General features: G+C 51.8%; 13 protein-coding genes. 4 read left to right on the top strand and 9 right to left on the bottom strand.

The annotated features are described in order from the left end of the window. Positions 1-27: 27 nt before the first annotated feature. From ACLIN2_RS08115 to ACLIN2_RS08090, 6 genes are all read right to left on the bottom strand, one after another. Positions 28-1068, bottom strand: a complete 1041-nt coding sequence (locus ACLIN2_RS08115) for a FecCD family ABC transporter permease (protein ID WP_411503731.1) — start codon at positions 1066-1068, stop codon at positions 28-30. Continuing rightward, the gene (locus tag ACLIN2_RS08110) at positions 1065-2090 is read right to left on the bottom strand and encodes a FecCD family ABC transporter permease (RefSeq protein WP_411503730.1); all 1026 of its coding nucleotides are present in this window, start codon (positions 2088-2090) and stop codon (positions 1065-1067) included. The genes ACLIN2_RS08115 and ACLIN2_RS08110 overlap by 4 nt, the downstream gene beginning before the upstream one ends. A gap of 84 nt (positions 2091-2174) precedes the next feature. Further along, a complete protein-coding gene (locus ACLIN2_RS08105; RefSeq protein WP_411503729.1) occupies positions 2175-3194 on the bottom strand; it encodes an ABC transporter substrate-binding protein in 1020 nt (339 codons plus the stop codon). Positions 3195-3233: 39 nt separating this feature from the next. Then, complete coding sequence (locus ACLIN2_RS08100; protein ID WP_411503728.1) at positions 3234-4439, bottom strand: MFS transporter; 1206 nt, start codon at positions 4437-4439, stop codon at positions 3234-3236. Positions 4440-4465: 26 nt separating this feature from the next. Then, positions 4466-5239 (bottom strand): IucA/IucC family C-terminal-domain containing protein, encoded by a 774-nt coding sequence (locus tag ACLIN2_RS08095; RefSeq protein WP_411503727.1) that lies wholly within the window; start codon positions 5237-5239, stop codon positions 4466-4468. A 40-nt stretch (positions 5240-5279) separates the two neighbouring features. Continuing rightward, complete coding sequence (locus ACLIN2_RS08090; RefSeq protein WP_411503726.1) at positions 5280-7118, bottom strand: helix-turn-helix domain-containing protein; 1839 nt, start codon at positions 7116-7118, stop codon at positions 5280-5282. A gap of 182 nt (positions 7119-7300) precedes the next feature. On the opposite strand from ACLIN2_RS08090, the gene ACLIN2_RS08085 reads away from it, so the two are divergent. Both ACLIN2_RS08085 and ACLIN2_RS08080 read left to right on the top strand, forming a co-directional pair. Beyond that, a complete protein-coding gene (locus tag ACLIN2_RS08085) occupies positions 7301-7750 on the top strand; it encodes a MarR family winged helix-turn-helix transcriptional regulator (protein ID WP_411503725.1) in 450 nt (149 codons plus the stop codon). 68 nt (positions 7751-7818) lie between these two features. Continuing rightward, the gene (locus tag ACLIN2_RS08080) at positions 7819-8628 is read left to right on the top strand and encodes an NmrA family NAD(P)-binding protein (protein ID WP_411503724.1); all 810 of its coding nucleotides are present in this window, start codon (positions 7819-7821) and stop codon (positions 8626-8628) included. Between the two features lie 49 nt (positions 8629-8677). Here the strand turns inward: ACLIN2_RS08080 and ACLIN2_RS08075 are convergent, their stop codons facing one another. The 3 genes from ACLIN2_RS08075 to ACLIN2_RS08065 form a co-directional block, all read right to left on the bottom strand. Continuing rightward, a complete protein-coding gene (locus tag ACLIN2_RS08075) occupies positions 8678-8917 on the bottom strand; it encodes a DUF2798 domain-containing protein (protein ID WP_411503723.1) in 240 nt (79 codons plus the stop codon). 274 nt (positions 8918-9191) lie between these two features. Beyond that, positions 9192-10298, bottom strand: coding sequence for an NADH:flavin oxidoreductase (locus ACLIN2_RS08070; RefSeq protein ID WP_411503722.1), 1107 nt, complete (start codon positions 10296-10298; stop codon positions 9192-9194). Positions 10299-10405: 107 nt separating this feature from the next. Then, a complete protein-coding gene (locus tag ACLIN2_RS08065) occupies positions 10406-10987 on the bottom strand; it encodes a TetR/AcrR family transcriptional regulator (RefSeq protein ID WP_411503721.1) in 582 nt (193 codons plus the stop codon). A gap of 246 nt (positions 10988-11233) precedes the next feature. On the opposite strand from ACLIN2_RS08065, the gene ACLIN2_RS08060 reads away from it, so the two are divergent. Both ACLIN2_RS08060 and ACLIN2_RS08055 read left to right on the top strand, forming a co-directional pair. Beyond that, positions 11234-14353, top strand: a complete 3120-nt coding sequence (locus ACLIN2_RS08060) for a GNAT family N-acetyltransferase (RefSeq protein WP_411503720.1) — start codon at positions 11234-11236, stop codon at positions 14351-14353. Continuing rightward, a complete protein-coding gene (locus tag ACLIN2_RS08055; protein ID WP_411503719.1) occupies positions 14340-15197 on the top strand; it encodes an amidohydrolase family protein in 858 nt (285 codons plus the stop codon). Before ACLIN2_RS08060 ends, ACLIN2_RS08055 begins: the two co-directional genes overlap by 14 nt. Positions 15198-15222: the final 25 nt, after the last annotated feature.

Here is a 15222-nt window from a genome sequence, read left to right as displayed (position 1 = left end):
TTTGCGATCCCGCCTGAAACCTAGATTCTATTGATTGCGATTTTTGTAGAGCAGGTAAATAAAGAAGGGTGCCCCTATGCTAGCGGTAAAGACCCCTGCAGGAATATCCTGCGGCTGAAACAACGTGCGGGCAACAGTATCCGCCAGCAGCAGCATCAGACTGCCGATCAATGCCGCTACCGGAATTAGTCCCCCATGTGCAGATCCAACGAGCTTGCGCGCAATATGCGGGGCGATGAGCCCGATAAATCCAATCGCTCCCGCTACCGCAACCGCCGAGCCTGCAAGTGCCACACTGATAAACAGCAGGATGACACGATGAAGCTGCACAGATGCTCCCAGGCCTCTCGCCATGTCGTCCCCCAGCTCCTGAACGTTGACGCTGCGAGCATACAGAAGGGCGACGGGAATAAAAATGAGGACCCACGGAAGCAGCGAGTACACATTTTCCCAGGACGCACCATAAATGCTTCCCGTCATCCAGATATACGCCTTGCTGGCTGCCGTAATCGGACTGAGGACGAGCATAAGCATGGTCAGCGCACTGGTCGTCGCGGCTACGCCGATCCCGATCAAGACGAGTCGTGTCGAGGTGACTCCTTTGTTCCATGCCAGAAAATAAATGAGGGCAGACACCAGTGCGGCTCCGCAAAATGCGGCTAACGGGAGCCACCTCACACTCACGGCACCGGCCGTGTAAGTAATAAAGGCGACAGCCGCGAACGCCGCTCCTCCTGTAATTCCGATAATATCCGGGGAAGCCAGCGGATTGCGCACCACACCCTGCAGAAGCGCTCCGGACACACTTAGTGCAGCTCCTACGAGGACGGCGAGGATCACGCGAGGCATACGTAGGGTTCCGATTACCAGCTTGTTATCCGGGGTGCCTTGTCCTAACAGCGTTAGAACCACATCCCCGAAAGAAATCGTCTTGCTCCCCGCTTGGATGCTCAAGATCAAACCAGCTACTGTGCAGACAAACAATACAGTCAGAATAACTACGGTCTTCCTATCCACCAGAAAGGAAAAACGCCCCGTTTTGCTACGCATCGTAAAGAGCCGATTCATTGGGCTGCCCCCTTTGCACGATACTCTTTGCGGGCCGTGTAGACAAAAAACGGCGCTCCTACCAACGCGGTCATCACTCCGAGCGGCATTTCCGAAGGCATGATCAAAAAGCGTGCCGCGATATCTGCGATCAACAGCAAGATACCGCCCAGCACTGCGCTATACGGAATGACCCAGCGATAATCCACTCCGACAAAAAACCGGGCAATATGCGGAATGACAAGTCCAACGAATCCGATGGACCCTGCCACGGCAACAGAGCTTCCTGCCAAGAGAATGACCGCTGCGGCAATCGCCATTTTGACGAGAACCGTTTTTTGTCCCAAGCCTTTAGCGACATCCTCGCCCGAAGACAAAATGTTAACCGCCTGCCCGAGTGCGAGCGCCAAAATACCTGCCGCCAGCATATACGGCAGCACGGGAAGCAGTCCGTCCAAATCCTTTCCCGCTACCGAGCCCGCCAGCCAGAACAGTACGTTTTGCAAGCCCGATTCATCAAGCACCAGCATGCCTTGCGTGAAGGAAGCAAACAGTGCTGACATGGCCGAGCCCGCCAGCACGATTTTGATCGGCGTCATGCCGTCTCGGCCCAGCGAGCCAAGAAAATAGACGGATAAGGCAGCCACCCCTGCACCGAAAAAGGCAACCCAGATCAGTTGATCCATCGAAGAGACGGGCAAAAAGGCCAAGGCCAGAACCACAAAAAACACCGCCCCGGAATTGATGCCAAAGATGCTGGGTGACGCGAGTGGATTGCGGGTCAGAGCTTGCATCAGTGCACCTGCCACCGCCAGATTCCCACCGATGAGCGCTGCATAAATGGCACGCGGGAGCCGAGTCGTCTGGATGATGACATGTGCGTCCGAGGAACCATCGTAATGAAGAAAGGACTCGATGACCGTTTGAAAGCTGATCGGCGTGGTACCCCAGGCAATGCTGGCGACAAACAACAGCAAAAGGAGCAGGATGCCGATCGCAAGCCCGATTGCTTTGACAAAGGTCTTGTGTATGTATGAACGCACAAAAATCCTTCCTCGCCTTTTTATTTTTCAGAGCAGAAGAAAACTGTTGAAACCATCGCTGGTCAACAGCCTTCTTCTCGCGCATTATTTCAATTGGTAAAATTCGTACAGATCATCCACCATGCCGAGCGCAGCCAATGGACCCGAACCGTTATTCCATACTGCTGTATCTACCGCAAAGACGCGATTTTCTTTTACAGCACGCAGGTTTTTCCATAGCGGATGCTCCGTCCATTCTTTTCTCAAATCCATCCGCCCATCATCGCGAGTCGTACTGGTCTGATCAAACAGAATGTCTGCATCCATTTGCGAAATGTTCTCTTTGGAAGTAAGCTTCACTCCCCACTCTTCCCCTTTTTGGTTCATCGGTCGGGAAATTCCCAGCTCATCTAGGACCAGTGCAGAGAAACCTGTGTAAACGATACGTGCATGATCGGGACGGAAGTCGACGATCCCCACTTGCAGCTTCAGCTTGTCGCCCATTTTCTCTTTGAAATCAGCCACTTTTTTCGACCATTCCTCCAAAAATTTGGCCTCTTCCGCCTTTTTGTTCATTGCCTCTGCTGAGAGGCTCAGCGTATCCTTCCAAATATGCACCTCTTCTGTCATGACGGTTGGCGCAATCGCAGACAGCTGATCATAGATTTTTTCGTGACGAGTCTTGGAAGCGATAATCAAGTCCGGATGAAGGGAAACGATTGCTTCTATATTCGGCTGATTTTCATTCCCTAGATTCGTCACGCCGTCCATCTTGTCTTTGATGTAGTTGTACCAAGGCTGCTCAATCCACGATTCAACCGCACCCACAGGCTTGACGCCCAAGAGCAAAGCCGTGTCCGTCGCGCCTTGGAAAAGGGTAACGACTTTCTGCGGGGTTCCTTTTACTTCTGTCGTACCCATCGCATGCTTAATGACTCTGACATCCTGTTTGTCTGCTTCTTTTGTCGGTTCTGGCGCCGGCGTTGTTTGTGCTTGCGCCGCTGGCTGCGTTTGTGCTGGCTGTGCAGGAGCCGCTTCCTGCTGTTTTCCTCCGCATCCTGCAAGCACAGCTACCGACAGCAGCATGGCGATCAATAACCAAGACCATTTTTGTGAACGAATCACTTGTAGTTCCTCCCCTAATGAGTATCATCATTTTTATTTTTATTTCTCCGCGCTGACAAGAAGCTTGGGCACTACCAGCAAGCGCATCCACAGCTGGTTGACAATCAGCAAGAGCGTCTGCCCGATAAAAATGAGAGACAATCCGAAATGCGTCGCAATCGCCCCCATCAGAAACGTCCCTGCGATCCCTCCCAAAAACACCGCGCAGTTGTGGTAGCTGTATGTCCTGCTCTCCATCCCTTTCGGGGCATACTGGCGGATCAAAACGTGCAAGGAAGGCATCATGCCGCCGAGACAGGCTCCTGTACAAAAGCGTAGGGCAATGAAAGGCCACAGCTGTTGGACAAACGCCTGCGGGATCGAGAACGTGATCGTGCCGAGAACTGCCAGATTAAAAACGCGTTCCGAGCCAAACCTGTCTCCCCACTTCCCCAGCTGGGGGGCCGAAAGCATGTTGGCAATGCCCATTACAGCTGTAGCCACTCCCGCCAAAATGACCACGTTGTCCTGGTGAGGCACCAGCTGCTGCACGTACAGCGGAATGAGCGGCAGCGTTCCTACCATCGCAGCTCGAACTAGAGCGGCGGAGACAAACAAAGCACCGATCGGCTTTCTGGCTACAATTTGCCGGAAATCTTGTACAAAATCTGTTTTTTCCCCATTCCGTTCCTTCTTCTCAAAGCTCTCCGTTATCCAAAAAATTACTATAATAGCAGCAAGCAAGATACAGAGGCCGGTTGAGCTAAAAACAGCGCGAAAACCGAAATGTACAGCAAGCAGGCTCCCCAGCAGCGGTCCGCAGATGGTTCCACCTACCGCACTCGCATGCAAAATACCGAGGGCATAACCGCTCCGCTCCGGTGGAGTGTTCGTAGCCGTAAAGGCGATGGCCGCAGGACTAAAGCCTGTCATCATACCGTTGATCAGCCGCAGGATCAGGAGCTGTAGCGGACTTGTCACAAACCCCATCAGCGTAATGGTTACCGCCATCCCGATACCGGAGCGAACGAGCATGGATTTGCGTCCATAGCGGTCAGCGAGCTTTCCCCATATCGGCGAAAACAAAAAGGCAGTGACGAGATTGGCGGCGTAAATCAGCCCGGTCCAGGACAGCACTTCCTTTGGATCCGTAAGCCCCATCTGCTGTAAATAAAGCGGTAGAAAAGGCGTGACACAGCTTAGGGACGACATGGTCAAAAATTGTCCGGAGCACAATATGTACAGATTCCGCTTCCATTTTTCCACGTGGATGACACAATCCTTTCCCTATGTCATCGCCTGTTCGCTCTCGGGCAAGCATCGCAATAATCTTCGTCTTTCGCGACCTGATAATAGTAGCAGCATGTTTTTCGGATGCGCGCTGGTCGATTGGAAGCATGGACAGCTGGCTCTTCCCCGTAAAACGGAGCAAATGGATGGCTGTCTTCACCAAAGAGTGCGGGTGGCGCTAGCTTTACCAGATACGAGAAGTCATCCCGTATGCGCTCGATGATCTCACCCGTTGCCTCTTTTTCCATCCGCTTTTCGTATAGCGAAAACAATCGCACCGCTGCGTTTTCCCATAGAATCGTCCGAGGGATTCTCGCCAGCTTGGAAAGATTTCGCCAGACTGGGACTATGTTATCGGCAAATAGACCCGCCAGGACGCGATCACGCCATTCGTTTCGAAACCCGTCTTTCGGGGAGCTAACCGCCAAAGTCCGCATGCCCATATGAGACAGCCACGGATCGCTCGACTGCTCGGATAAGACGAGACAGTAATTCCCGATGGATGCATCCAGCCCTTTGTTGTACATGGTCATCGCGTACAGCGTCGGGGCGACGGTCAGAAACGCATATCGCTTCGCAAGCAAAGAGGCGGTCACCTTTCTAGAAGGCGACGCCATGAACGCTGTCATTTGATCCAAATAGCCTGCGCACTTCTCCTCATCCAGCAAATGAGCAGCCGGATGGGTTGGCGTGAGCTGTAGAGCGGATGCCTCGTTCATGCGAAAATGCTTCTTCAAATACTCCCATTCATCTGCTTCAAGCAGATCGTTTTTCATGACAAGCGCTCCCTTTTCGGGGACATGGATTCGGCTTCTTTTACAGCAACGCTTCTGCGATCTGATCCACTACCCGGTTAATGGCAATCGGACCATAGTAACCGATCCACATCGTGGTATTGAACGTGCTCACCTGATTGGCTTTCACCACGCGAAGGCCTTTCCAGATTGCAGACTTCTGGTATTCACGAGTCAGCTCCTCGTTTGAATCGTCCTTCAGAACGAAGAGGTGATCGGCATTCAGCTCTGTCATCGCATCAAGTCCGATAAACGAACTCGTCCTCTTGCTGTCTATTGCCATAGACGGCGCTGCCATTCCGAGATCGCGATACAAGATTTTGGCTGTTCGATGCGCGGTTGTATGCAGTCTGATCATATTGTCCCTGGGGCGAATCAAAGAGACGGTCTTTCCATTCATCTTGGCAGCTAGCGCATCTTTCAAAGAGACGATTTTCTGATTGAAATCATCGATGACTTTCTGCGCTTCTTTCTCTTTTCCAAGCATTTTTCCCAGGACGGGGAGCGAGACTCGCCAATCTTCATTTCTATCCAGCACAACGGTTGGCGCGATTGCGACAAGCTCTTCGTATAAATGCTCATGGATCTGCGTGCAAATGATCAACTCAGGTGATGTCTCGGCGATGGCGACCAGATCTGGCTCATCCTTTGTCCCTAAACGCTTGATTCCTTCGAGCTTTCCCGATAGGTTCTCCGGCAATAAGACCGACGTATCACTCGTACCGAAGACACTTCCGATCGGCAAATGTCCCAACGAAAACAATTGATCAATATACTGATAATCCAATACGACTATCTTTTCAGGCGTATGAGCGAGGTCTAGTTCACCTTTTCGATGACTGATTGTTCGGTATGTTGCTTCTGTCACTCCCCCCTTGGATTGGGCCAATCTATGAGCTTCACTGGTGATAGGCGACGAGCCTGTGTTTTGGCATTGATAATGAATCGCATTCTCGTCAGTAACACTATACATGGGCGTTTTTTGGGACACAATGTACGATGGCGACAAATCGGATGGATTATCACGACAACCAGCTTGTTCTCTGAACTGTGAGGGGGAAAGCCCGCTGTACTTTTTGAACATCCGGCTGAAGTAATAGCTGTCTGAATAGCCCACCGCCTCCGCGATTTGAATCAAAGGCGCTTGCATCCGCGTAAGCAAATCTTTTGCCCTCTCCAATCGCAGCCGAAGCAAGTACTCCATGGGACCGATTTGCAGCTCTGCTTTGAACAAGCGTTGCAGCTGCCGCGGATTGCAGCCTAGCTGATTTGCCAGTAGATCCAAGGAAATCTTTTGGGCATAATTTTCTTCCATGAATTGGACTGCTTGTTCAAGCAATCTTTGCGAGGTTGCCGTTTCTTTATGTACAGAAAGCTGCTGAAGCGTTTCATAGATAAACTGATGGAACAGCGCCTTGGCATGAAGCTTGTCGAGGGCACTGTTTTTTAGCCACTGCTGGTACAGCTTTTCTACCGTAGCCAGGAGAGAAAACGGGGCATGCGGGGCAAATCCAAACGCACTTTGAAAGGGATCACTCGCTCTCTGCATCCGAAGCAGCTCTTCCCTGCTTGGCATAATCAGGCTTGCCTTGTAGAGGATCATATAATATTCGAGCGGTTCGCTTACCTCCACGACTGTATAAGACGTCCCCTTCCCTGTATGACAAACGGGATAAAGATCGGTCGCATAAGGAGTTTGATCCAGCCACAGCTGCGCCCGTCCCCTGACTGTACATAGAAATGTGCTTGCCGCAAGCTTCGACGGGGGAAGAACCTCTCCCGGCGCGAGGATACTGCGGCGAACGTCCACTACCTTAAGAGCCGCGTGATTCCACAGCATCAATTGATCCTGAAAGGACAACTCCTATCCCTCCTACTACGTGCTTCACTGTGCGAATTGATTGTGATTATTATATATGATAATGATTATCATTAACAACAAAAACGTACCACAAAACTGCATGCATCTTGACAGTTTTCATCCAGTTCCTGTAAGCTTCATATAGTTAAGACCTTAACTATTTTTTCGGTGGTGTGTTTACAATGAAAGAGGATTTGCAAAAATACGTCCAGGAATTGCCGATGCCCTCTACCGTTTTCTTCGCTCTGGTCGAGACAACAGCCAAGCTCGTCGACCACTCCGAAAAATATTGGCAGTCGCAGGGGCTGACCGGGGCAAGAATTCGCATCCTCGTCGAGATCATGAAGGAAGGCGGCTCGCTCCTCCCCTCGATGCTCGCCGAGCGCATCGGTGTGAGCAAAGCCAATATCAGCCTCCTGCTCGGACCTCTGGAGAGCGAACAATGGATCCGCAGAGAACCTCATGCAGTCGACGGAAGAAAAACGGTCATTACCATTACAGCTGCGGGGCAAAATGTTTTGCTGAAGCATTTGCCTGGCAATCGTCAGCGCATCGAAGACAGCATACATGCTCTCGATGAAACAGAGCAGCGCCAATTGCTTTCCTTATTAAACAAACTCCGGCGGGGGTAGAGCTCTATCGTTATGTCCATTTAGTTAAGAACTTAACTATATACCAGTGAAAAGAGGCGAACAGATCGATGTCGATTGCCATTACAGGTGCAAACGGAAAGCTTGGAACTCTCATCCTCTCCCACCTCCTCGACCACATACCTGCCCGGGATATCATTGCCTGCGTACGAAATCCACAAGCCATGCATGCGTATCAAGCGCGAGGAGCAGACATTCGTTTCTGCGATTACGACCAACCCGCCTCCCTTGCCCAAGCTTTTCAAGGCGTGTCACAGCTCCTCCTGATTTCCAGCCCGATACTGGATAATGCTGCACGCTTGCAGCAGCATTCCCAAGTGATTGCGGCGGCAAAGCAAGCGTCCGTCTCACACATTCTGTATACGGGCTTTGCGTTTCCCGCTCCTGGCGCAAGCTCCCTGGCGGATCTTCATCTGGCTACCGAGCAAGCCATCCTCGACACCGGGATTCCTTTCACATTTTTGCGGAACGCCTTGTACATGGACTTTGTCGGTTCTCTTCCGCTCCATTCCGCCGTGGCAAATGGCTGCCTCACCGTCCCTCCTGGTGATTGGCGCTTCAATGCGGTCTCTCGCGCTGATCTGGCCAAAGGGATTGCTGCTGTTCTTGCAGAGCCAAAGAAGCATCTCAACAAAACCAACGAGCTCACCGCCTCCCATCCGTGGACATTTCATGACCTGACAGCTGCTTTGTCCGAGCTGAGTGGAAAGCCGCTTGTGCTGCAGGAGAATCCCGAGATGGAGAGCTGGCTGTACGGATTTTTACGGCAGATCAACACGTCCAGCGTCTCCCGCAGCCTGGAGCAATTGCTGGGGCATCCAACCACAGTTCTCAAAGAGAGCATTCGTCCATTTCTCTAGACGAGTGGACCGAAAAAAACGCAACCTCCACGGGCTGCGTTTTTTCGTATCATTTGCTTTCGATAAATGTGATTTTTCTCATAATATACTTGCGAATAAGCTTCGGAAACATGTACGCACACGGAAAGGCGAACATGAACGCCGCCGGCCAAGCTTTCAGCCATTTGCCCAACAACTCCGCGTTAAAGCCGAAATTGATCAGCATCATATAAAAGGAAATAATGCAGGACATCCCCAGTGCCATAAAAAAGGTGAACAGAATTGCTTCATATTTTTTGTTGATTTTCAATAGTATCTCCCTTTTGTCTCTGTATTTTTCTATTGCGTAAGTAAGTATTTCGATGAAATATACGTGATGAGAGCAGTTCTCTCTCCGCTTCTATAAAATACCTAACTATCATATCGAATTTTAAATTTCCCATCAAGGAGTTCGTGAAAGGCCAAATGCTTCCACTGCCATGATCCGTTAACCTGGGTAAGCCAAATATGGAAAAGCTTCTTCTGCATGAAAAAACACGCCTGTGTGGGGCGTGTTTCTCATTGTTCAGGTAAAAGCTTTACGCTTAAACCAGTGTTTTCAGAGCTTCAGCCTGGAATGGGATCAGCTCATCCAGTCGATTGTCCCGGATCTTAGCCGCCCAAGCAGGATCAGCCAAAAGCGCGCGCCCGACAGCAACCAGATCAAACTCGCCTCTTTCCAAACGTTCGAGCAAGCCATCGATGTCAGCCACATCCGCGCCTTTTCCTTCTCTAAAGAGCTGCATGAACTCTTCATTTAGACCTACTGAGCCCACCGTAATGACGGGTTTTCCTGTCAGCTTTTTCGTCCAGCCCGCGAAATTCAGGTCAGAGCCTTCGAATTCCGGCTCCCAGAAACGGCGCGTAGAGCAATGGAAAATGTCGACGCCTGCCTCGACGAGCGGCTTCAGCAGCTGCTCCAGCTCCTCTGGCGTTTTCGCCAGCTTCGCATCGTATTGCGCGGATTTCCACTGCGACAGTCGCAGGACAATCGGAAAATCGGGTCCTACCGCGGCGCGGCATGCAGCCACGATTTCCGCTGCAAACCGAGTCCGCTCTACCAGGTCTCCACCATAACGGTCCGTGCGTTGGTTCGTCCGCTCCCAGAGAAACTGGTCGATCAAGTAGCCGTGTGCCCCATGAAGCTCGACGCCGTCAAAGCCCAGCTTCTTGGCATCAGCCGCCGCTTGGGCAAATGCCGCAATGACTTGCGTGATTTCCTCTTCTGTCATGGGTTCCTCGACTTTTTTCCCCTCGAGCGTCAAACCGGATGGACCAATAGAATGAGCTTCCGGATGAGGGAGGGAGTTCGGCTTGCGCGTCATACCGACATGCCAAATTTGCGGAATGATTTTCCCGCCGGCAGCATGGACCTCCTCTACGACCTTTGCCCAGCCTTGCAAAGCTGCTTCCCCATGGAAATTCGGCACATTCGGATTGTCCGTCGCCGCTGGATGGTTGATGAGCGTGCCTTCCGTTACGATCAAGCCTACGCCATTCTCCGCGCGTCTGCGGTAGTAAGCGGCCACATTCTCACCAGGCACACCATTGGGAGAAAGGGCTCGAGTCATCGGAGCCATTACAATGCGGTTCGCAAGCCTCAGACCTCCAAGCTCAATCGGTTGAAACAATATGTCCAAGGCAGTAGTCATGGGCTTTTCCCTCCAGATATGGTCTTGTGAATGAAGCGGAATGCTAAACAAATAGAGTCACATGGGAGATCACCAAGGAGAGCAGCGATACACGAGCGGCGACAAACCTATTTCAGCAATTGTAGTAAGGTGGACAAAGAGTCCTCCACGAATTCTCTTTCCGGCTTTGACTTCAGCGTCACCAAAAGTCCAGCCATGTACACAACGAGCGATCGCGATACTGCCGCCGCATCCAGTTTCTCGGCAAGCTCCCCCGTCTCCATTCCTCGCTCGATTGCCTGTTGAAATAGTTCTTGCAGCTGCGTTTGATTGTGTCTGGTAATACGAGCGAATTCGGGATCATGCGGTGCGAGCTCAACCATCGTATTGATCGAGAAGCAGCCACGATTGGGCTTGGCTTCATAGGCGGCAGCAATGATGTCTGCAAAGCAAGACCGTATGGCTTCTCGAATCGTCGTCTCCTTCTGAAGCTTTGCTTGATAATAGGCCATGGTGGCTTCCGAATACTTTGCCAGGCATGCTAGAAAGAGAGACTGCTTATCGCCAAACGTCGCATACAAACTCGTCCGTTGGATGCCCATTCGTGCAGTAAGGTCGCTGAGCGAGGTTGCCTCATAGCCCTTTTCCCAAAACACCTGCATGGCAGCATCTAATGCGGCTCGCTCGTCGAACTCCTTGCTTCGTGCCATGAATGCTCTTTCGTCTCCTTTTTGTACTGATCGGTACGGAATTATCTTACTGTTCACCATTCGTTGCTGTCAACCAATCGCTGCACTTTGCCGCACATCACAGAAAAACCACTGCCTTTTATGGTTCCTTATACAATGATTGCTATTCGCATTGTTATTTCTTTCAAGCGAAACTGTGCCTATCTTTCTACCGTACACTCTAGTAAAATATACAGAAATTTACATGATGAGAGAGGTGTAAGCACCATGGAATTGATTTCGATCGTCCCCTACCGACCGGAGCTGGCAGCAGCTGTGGCCGACATGTGGAACGCAAGCCGGGACAGCTGGGGTGGCGGCAATTCGATCTCTACCGCTGAGCAGATTCAACAGGAAGAAGCGAGCTCCGATGCCCTTTTTGTCTACCTGGCAATGGAAGGGGAAAGGGTCGTAGGCTATTGCAGCCTGGGAGAATATCGGGAAGATACTGGTGCACTATACATACCCCTCCTCAATGTACGCCCGGACTATCATGGAAAAAGGGTCGGCCGCATGCTGCTTGCCCGCGCGTTGGAGAAAACCATTGAGCTCAGATGGCCGCGACTGGACCTCTATACGTGGGCGGGGAACACCAAAGCCGTGCCGCTTTATAAAAAGTTCGGTTTCTTCTGGGAAGACCGGGATGACTCGACTCATCTGATGAACATGATCCCCACTGTGATGCATACCGAGGCGCTCGCTCCCTATTTTGAGCATCTCGACTGGTATCAGGATTCCACCCGAGAGATCGTGGTCGAGCCGGATGGAAGAAAGGAAAATGGCTTCGACTACTTCACCTACTCCTGGGCAAAAGGAGACACGAGCTTGCGGGTAGAGTTTGAACGGCTGGGCCGTGGCATGCGTCTCATTGAAACCGAGGATTATCTCGTGTCAGCTGAGGTAGAGAAGCTGAAGCTCGTTTTTGGCAGAGAGTATCAAATTCATTACCGCATCGTGAATAAATCAGGCAAGCCGCTCCAGCTTTCCTTGCAGGGGGAATCCAACGAGTCGATCCGCTTTGATTACCAGCAGGAGCTTATCGTTACAGGAGAGGCGGCTTTATCGGCAGGCTTTTTCGTCCATCCGATCACAGAAGAGCAAAGCGTCTGGCGCACACACCCCCGGGTCAGCACAAATCTGGTGATCAACGGAAAATCAGCTGTATTCCATGTTGGGATTGTCCCCAAGTTTCCCGCATCTCTCACCTTGCAGCTGCCTGGTCTCGCCTATCCGGGTAGGTCTGTGCAGTTTTATTTGGACGTAGAGAACAATTTTGCCGAAGAGGCTGTGTTTGCTTTTGAACTGCCTTCCCGCTCCTTTCTCTCCATCTCAGATCAGCCGCGTACACTACGACTTCAAGGCAAAGAACGCACCTCCGTTCCTCTCGTCGCAGACCTGCATGATTACGGGTTTTACGGGGGAGACGTGCAGATCAGCGCACAGCTATCAGACGGCACCTCTGTCTCGTTTTCCAAAAAGATCGGCGTTGCCTTTACCGGGCCGGGTGCTTTGTTGTCTGGCGAAACGGAGCAAACCTGGCAGGTCCATCATGGCTATCATTCTCTGTATTTCAGCAAGGACGACAACGAGATTACGATCTTCAGCGGTACGGGAGGGGAGCCGACAACTCTCCTAAATCCGAAAGTCGGCAAACCGTATTCCAGCGAGTTCTCGAAGAAACGAGCGGAGCAGATCACCTGCATCCAAGAGAGGGGCGGTATCGGGATCCGTGCTGTCTATCAGCCAGGAGCACACCCGCACATTCGCCTGATCGGAAAGACTCTCCTCTTCGGAGATGGCACTGTCGAGCACGGGTTTGAAGTAGAAAATCTGTCAGCCGATCAAATGTCTCCAGAGCTTTGGCTGAATCAAGGGATCTCTCATGATTTAGAGAGACCCATCTTTCCCTATCAAGGCCGCTATGTCGAAATCCCCTCCTCCTATGGCAGTGACCTGGACTATTGGGATGGAGAGCTGATCAGCGAGAATTGGCTGTTTTCACGGGACGAGTCCGCACCATGGGGGATGACTTGGCCTAAAGAGTGTCGCGCCGACTTACAAGGCTGGTATATTTCCGTTGAAAAGGATGTTGGACCTGTAGCACCGCTCGGAAAAACAACGTACGGGCCACTTCATTTCACACATGGCAGCTTTCCCGATTGGAAGGAATTCCGTGCATTTGCCAGAAAAGAAGCTCTGCCCCAAGACGTCTCCTTGACGCCTCATATGGAGCTGGTTGCCAACGATTACAATCCTTTTATCCATGACGAAGAAATACGCGTCCAAGTAAACGAATACAAGCAGCAGTATTTGGATGGCGAATTGACAGCATCCTTCGCGCATGAAGCCGGGGCTGTTCAAATCCAGCATTTCACGGAGGATGAGGAAGTAACAGAGAGCAGCTTTTCGCTCGCCACTCCTGATCAGGGCTATGCGCTCATACAGGTAGATGCCCGGTTTGCTACGCATGAGTCTCCACTGCGAAGCGCCATATTTCCTGTCGGACGTGGTGAAGTGATCCGGGAGAAGGTCGTGGATCAAGGACAAGAGACGTTCCTCGTCGACAACGGTCTGTTGCAGCTGAAAGCAGCACCCGCTTTTTATCCGGCGCTCTACTCTCTCGTCATCAATGGGGAGGAATGGCTAGCCAGCTCCTTCCCCGAGCGTCAGCCCAAATCCTGGTGGAACCCGTGGACAGGAGGAATCCGCACAGAGATTGAAGGATTGAGTGCCTTTTCTCTCGTAAAGGAGGAACACACCGCCGCCTTCGTCGAACTGACCGATAATCAGCAAAACAGGTGGCAAGGAATCAAGCTGAGCTACACGGTGAACAAACAAGAGAAGCTACGCAACATGACGTGCCACCAGTACTTCTTGCTGCTTCCCGGAGTACCGCTCCTCTGCCATACCGTAGAAATCGAACAGAAAACCGGTACCTATTTTGCGTCGAAGGGCTGGACGACTGACGTATTCCTGCAACCAGGTGACGAAGACGCGCCCGTTTGGCTGAAGACGACCGGAGCAGATGGCATGCAGCTCACCTATCAGCTGGCACAGGGCGAGCTGGCTGTAAACGAGGCCTCTGATTATACCGTGGGCAGCGCCGCCCGCAAAGATATCATGCAGATCATCACGGACTTGGACCAGTCCGATTTGAGTGCATACGCCAACAAAGAAGTGGCTGTCGCCTCGGTTGTACGCGAGCTAGATTTGCCAACCAACACCGCGGCCTTTACCCCGCCCGTCTTTTTCCTGTTCGCAGACAAAGAGCTTCCTTCCACGTCTTTGGATGCTTTGCGAGCGATTCGATTTACGAGCCAAGGGAGGATATCGGATGAAAATCATTGATGCCCATATGCATTTATCCCAGATTGAAGAGTTCAAACGTACAGCGGCTGAGAAATCGTTCGTCGATTACTCCGTCACAGGCATCCTGCAGGAGTACGCGGAAAATGGCGTCGTGCTCGGGATCGGCATGGGGCTAACGGAGACGCAGCCGGATGGATTTCCCGATGCAAAAACGGTCACGCCAATGGGACTGGACCTCACGGAGGAGCTTCCCCCTCAGCTCGTTTATTGCCTGGGGATCAATCCGTTCACGCTGGATCAAGCGGCAGTGGCACGACTGGATGAGGACTTGAAGAAGCCAAACGCAGTCGGGTTGAAGATCTATTTGGGCTACTATCCCTTCTACGCCTACGACAGCGTCTACGATCCGGTCTATGCGCTGGCAGCGAAGCACCAAGTTCCTGTCGTCTTTCACACGGGCGACACCTACTCGGAGCGCGGACTTTTGAAATACTCCCACCCACTCACATTGGACGAAGTAGCGGTAAAGCATCGGGAGGTCAACTTCATGATGGCTCACTTTGGAGATCCCTGGGTGCTGGATGGGGCGGAGGTCGTTTACAAAAACCGCAACATGTTTGCCGATCTATCTGGCCTCATGGTCGGGGACGCAGCCAATTGCCAGCGGCTGAAGGATTCCCCGCTGTTCTTCGCTCATCTGCGTCACGCCATCACCTACTGCGATCACTATGAAAAGTTTTTGTTTGGAACGGACTGGCCGCTTGCGCCCATCAGGCCTTATATCCAATTCGTGCAGGAGCTGATCCCTGCCGAGTATCACGAGGATGTGTTTTATAAAACAGCTTTGAAGGTGTTTCCGAAGATACGGTCGTTGGTCGAGTAGGCACCCTCAGACTCCCTATCCGATC

The sequence above is a fragment of the Brevibacillus centrosporus genome (assembly GCF_046622605.1).
Lineage (GTDB): Bacteria > Bacillota > Bacilli > Brevibacillales > Brevibacillaceae > Brevibacillus > Brevibacillus centrosporus.
Note: the sequence above shows the minus strand (reverse complement) of the source record. Positions and strands in the feature narration are given on the sequence as shown.

What these genes read in the sequence shown, in the direction of transcription:
- ACLIN2_RS08115 (WP_411503731.1), bottom strand. Translation starts at nt 1,068, where the DNA reads ATGAATCGGCTCTTTACGATGCGTAGCAAAACGGGGCGTTTTTCCTTT.
- ACLIN2_RS08095 (WP_411503727.1), bottom strand. Translation starts at nt 5,239, where the DNA reads ATGAAAAACGATCTGCTTGAAGCAGATGAATGGGAGTATTTGAAGAAG.
- ACLIN2_RS08085 (WP_411503725.1), top strand. Translation starts at nt 7,301, where the DNA reads ATGAAAGAGGATTTGCAAAAATACGTCCAGGAATTGCCGATGCCCTCT.
- ACLIN2_RS08080 (WP_411503724.1), top strand. Translation starts at nt 7,819, where the DNA reads ATGTCGATTGCCATTACAGGTGCAAACGGAAAGCTTGGAACTCTCATC.
- ACLIN2_RS08070 (WP_411503722.1), bottom strand. Translation starts at nt 10,298, where the DNA reads ATGACTACTGCCTTGGACATATTGTTTCAACCGATTGAGCTTGGAGGT.
- ACLIN2_RS08065 (WP_411503721.1), bottom strand. Translation starts at nt 10,987, where the DNA reads ATGGCACGAAGCAAGGAGTTCGACGAGCGAGCCGCATTAGATGCTGCC.
- ACLIN2_RS08060 (WP_411503720.1), top strand. Translation starts at nt 11,234, where the DNA reads ATGGAATTGATTTCGATCGTCCCCTACCGACCGGAGCTGGCAGCAGCT.
- ACLIN2_RS08055 (WP_411503719.1), top strand. Translation starts at nt 14,340, where the DNA reads ATGAAAATCATTGATGCCCATATGCATTTATCCCAGATTGAAGAGTTC.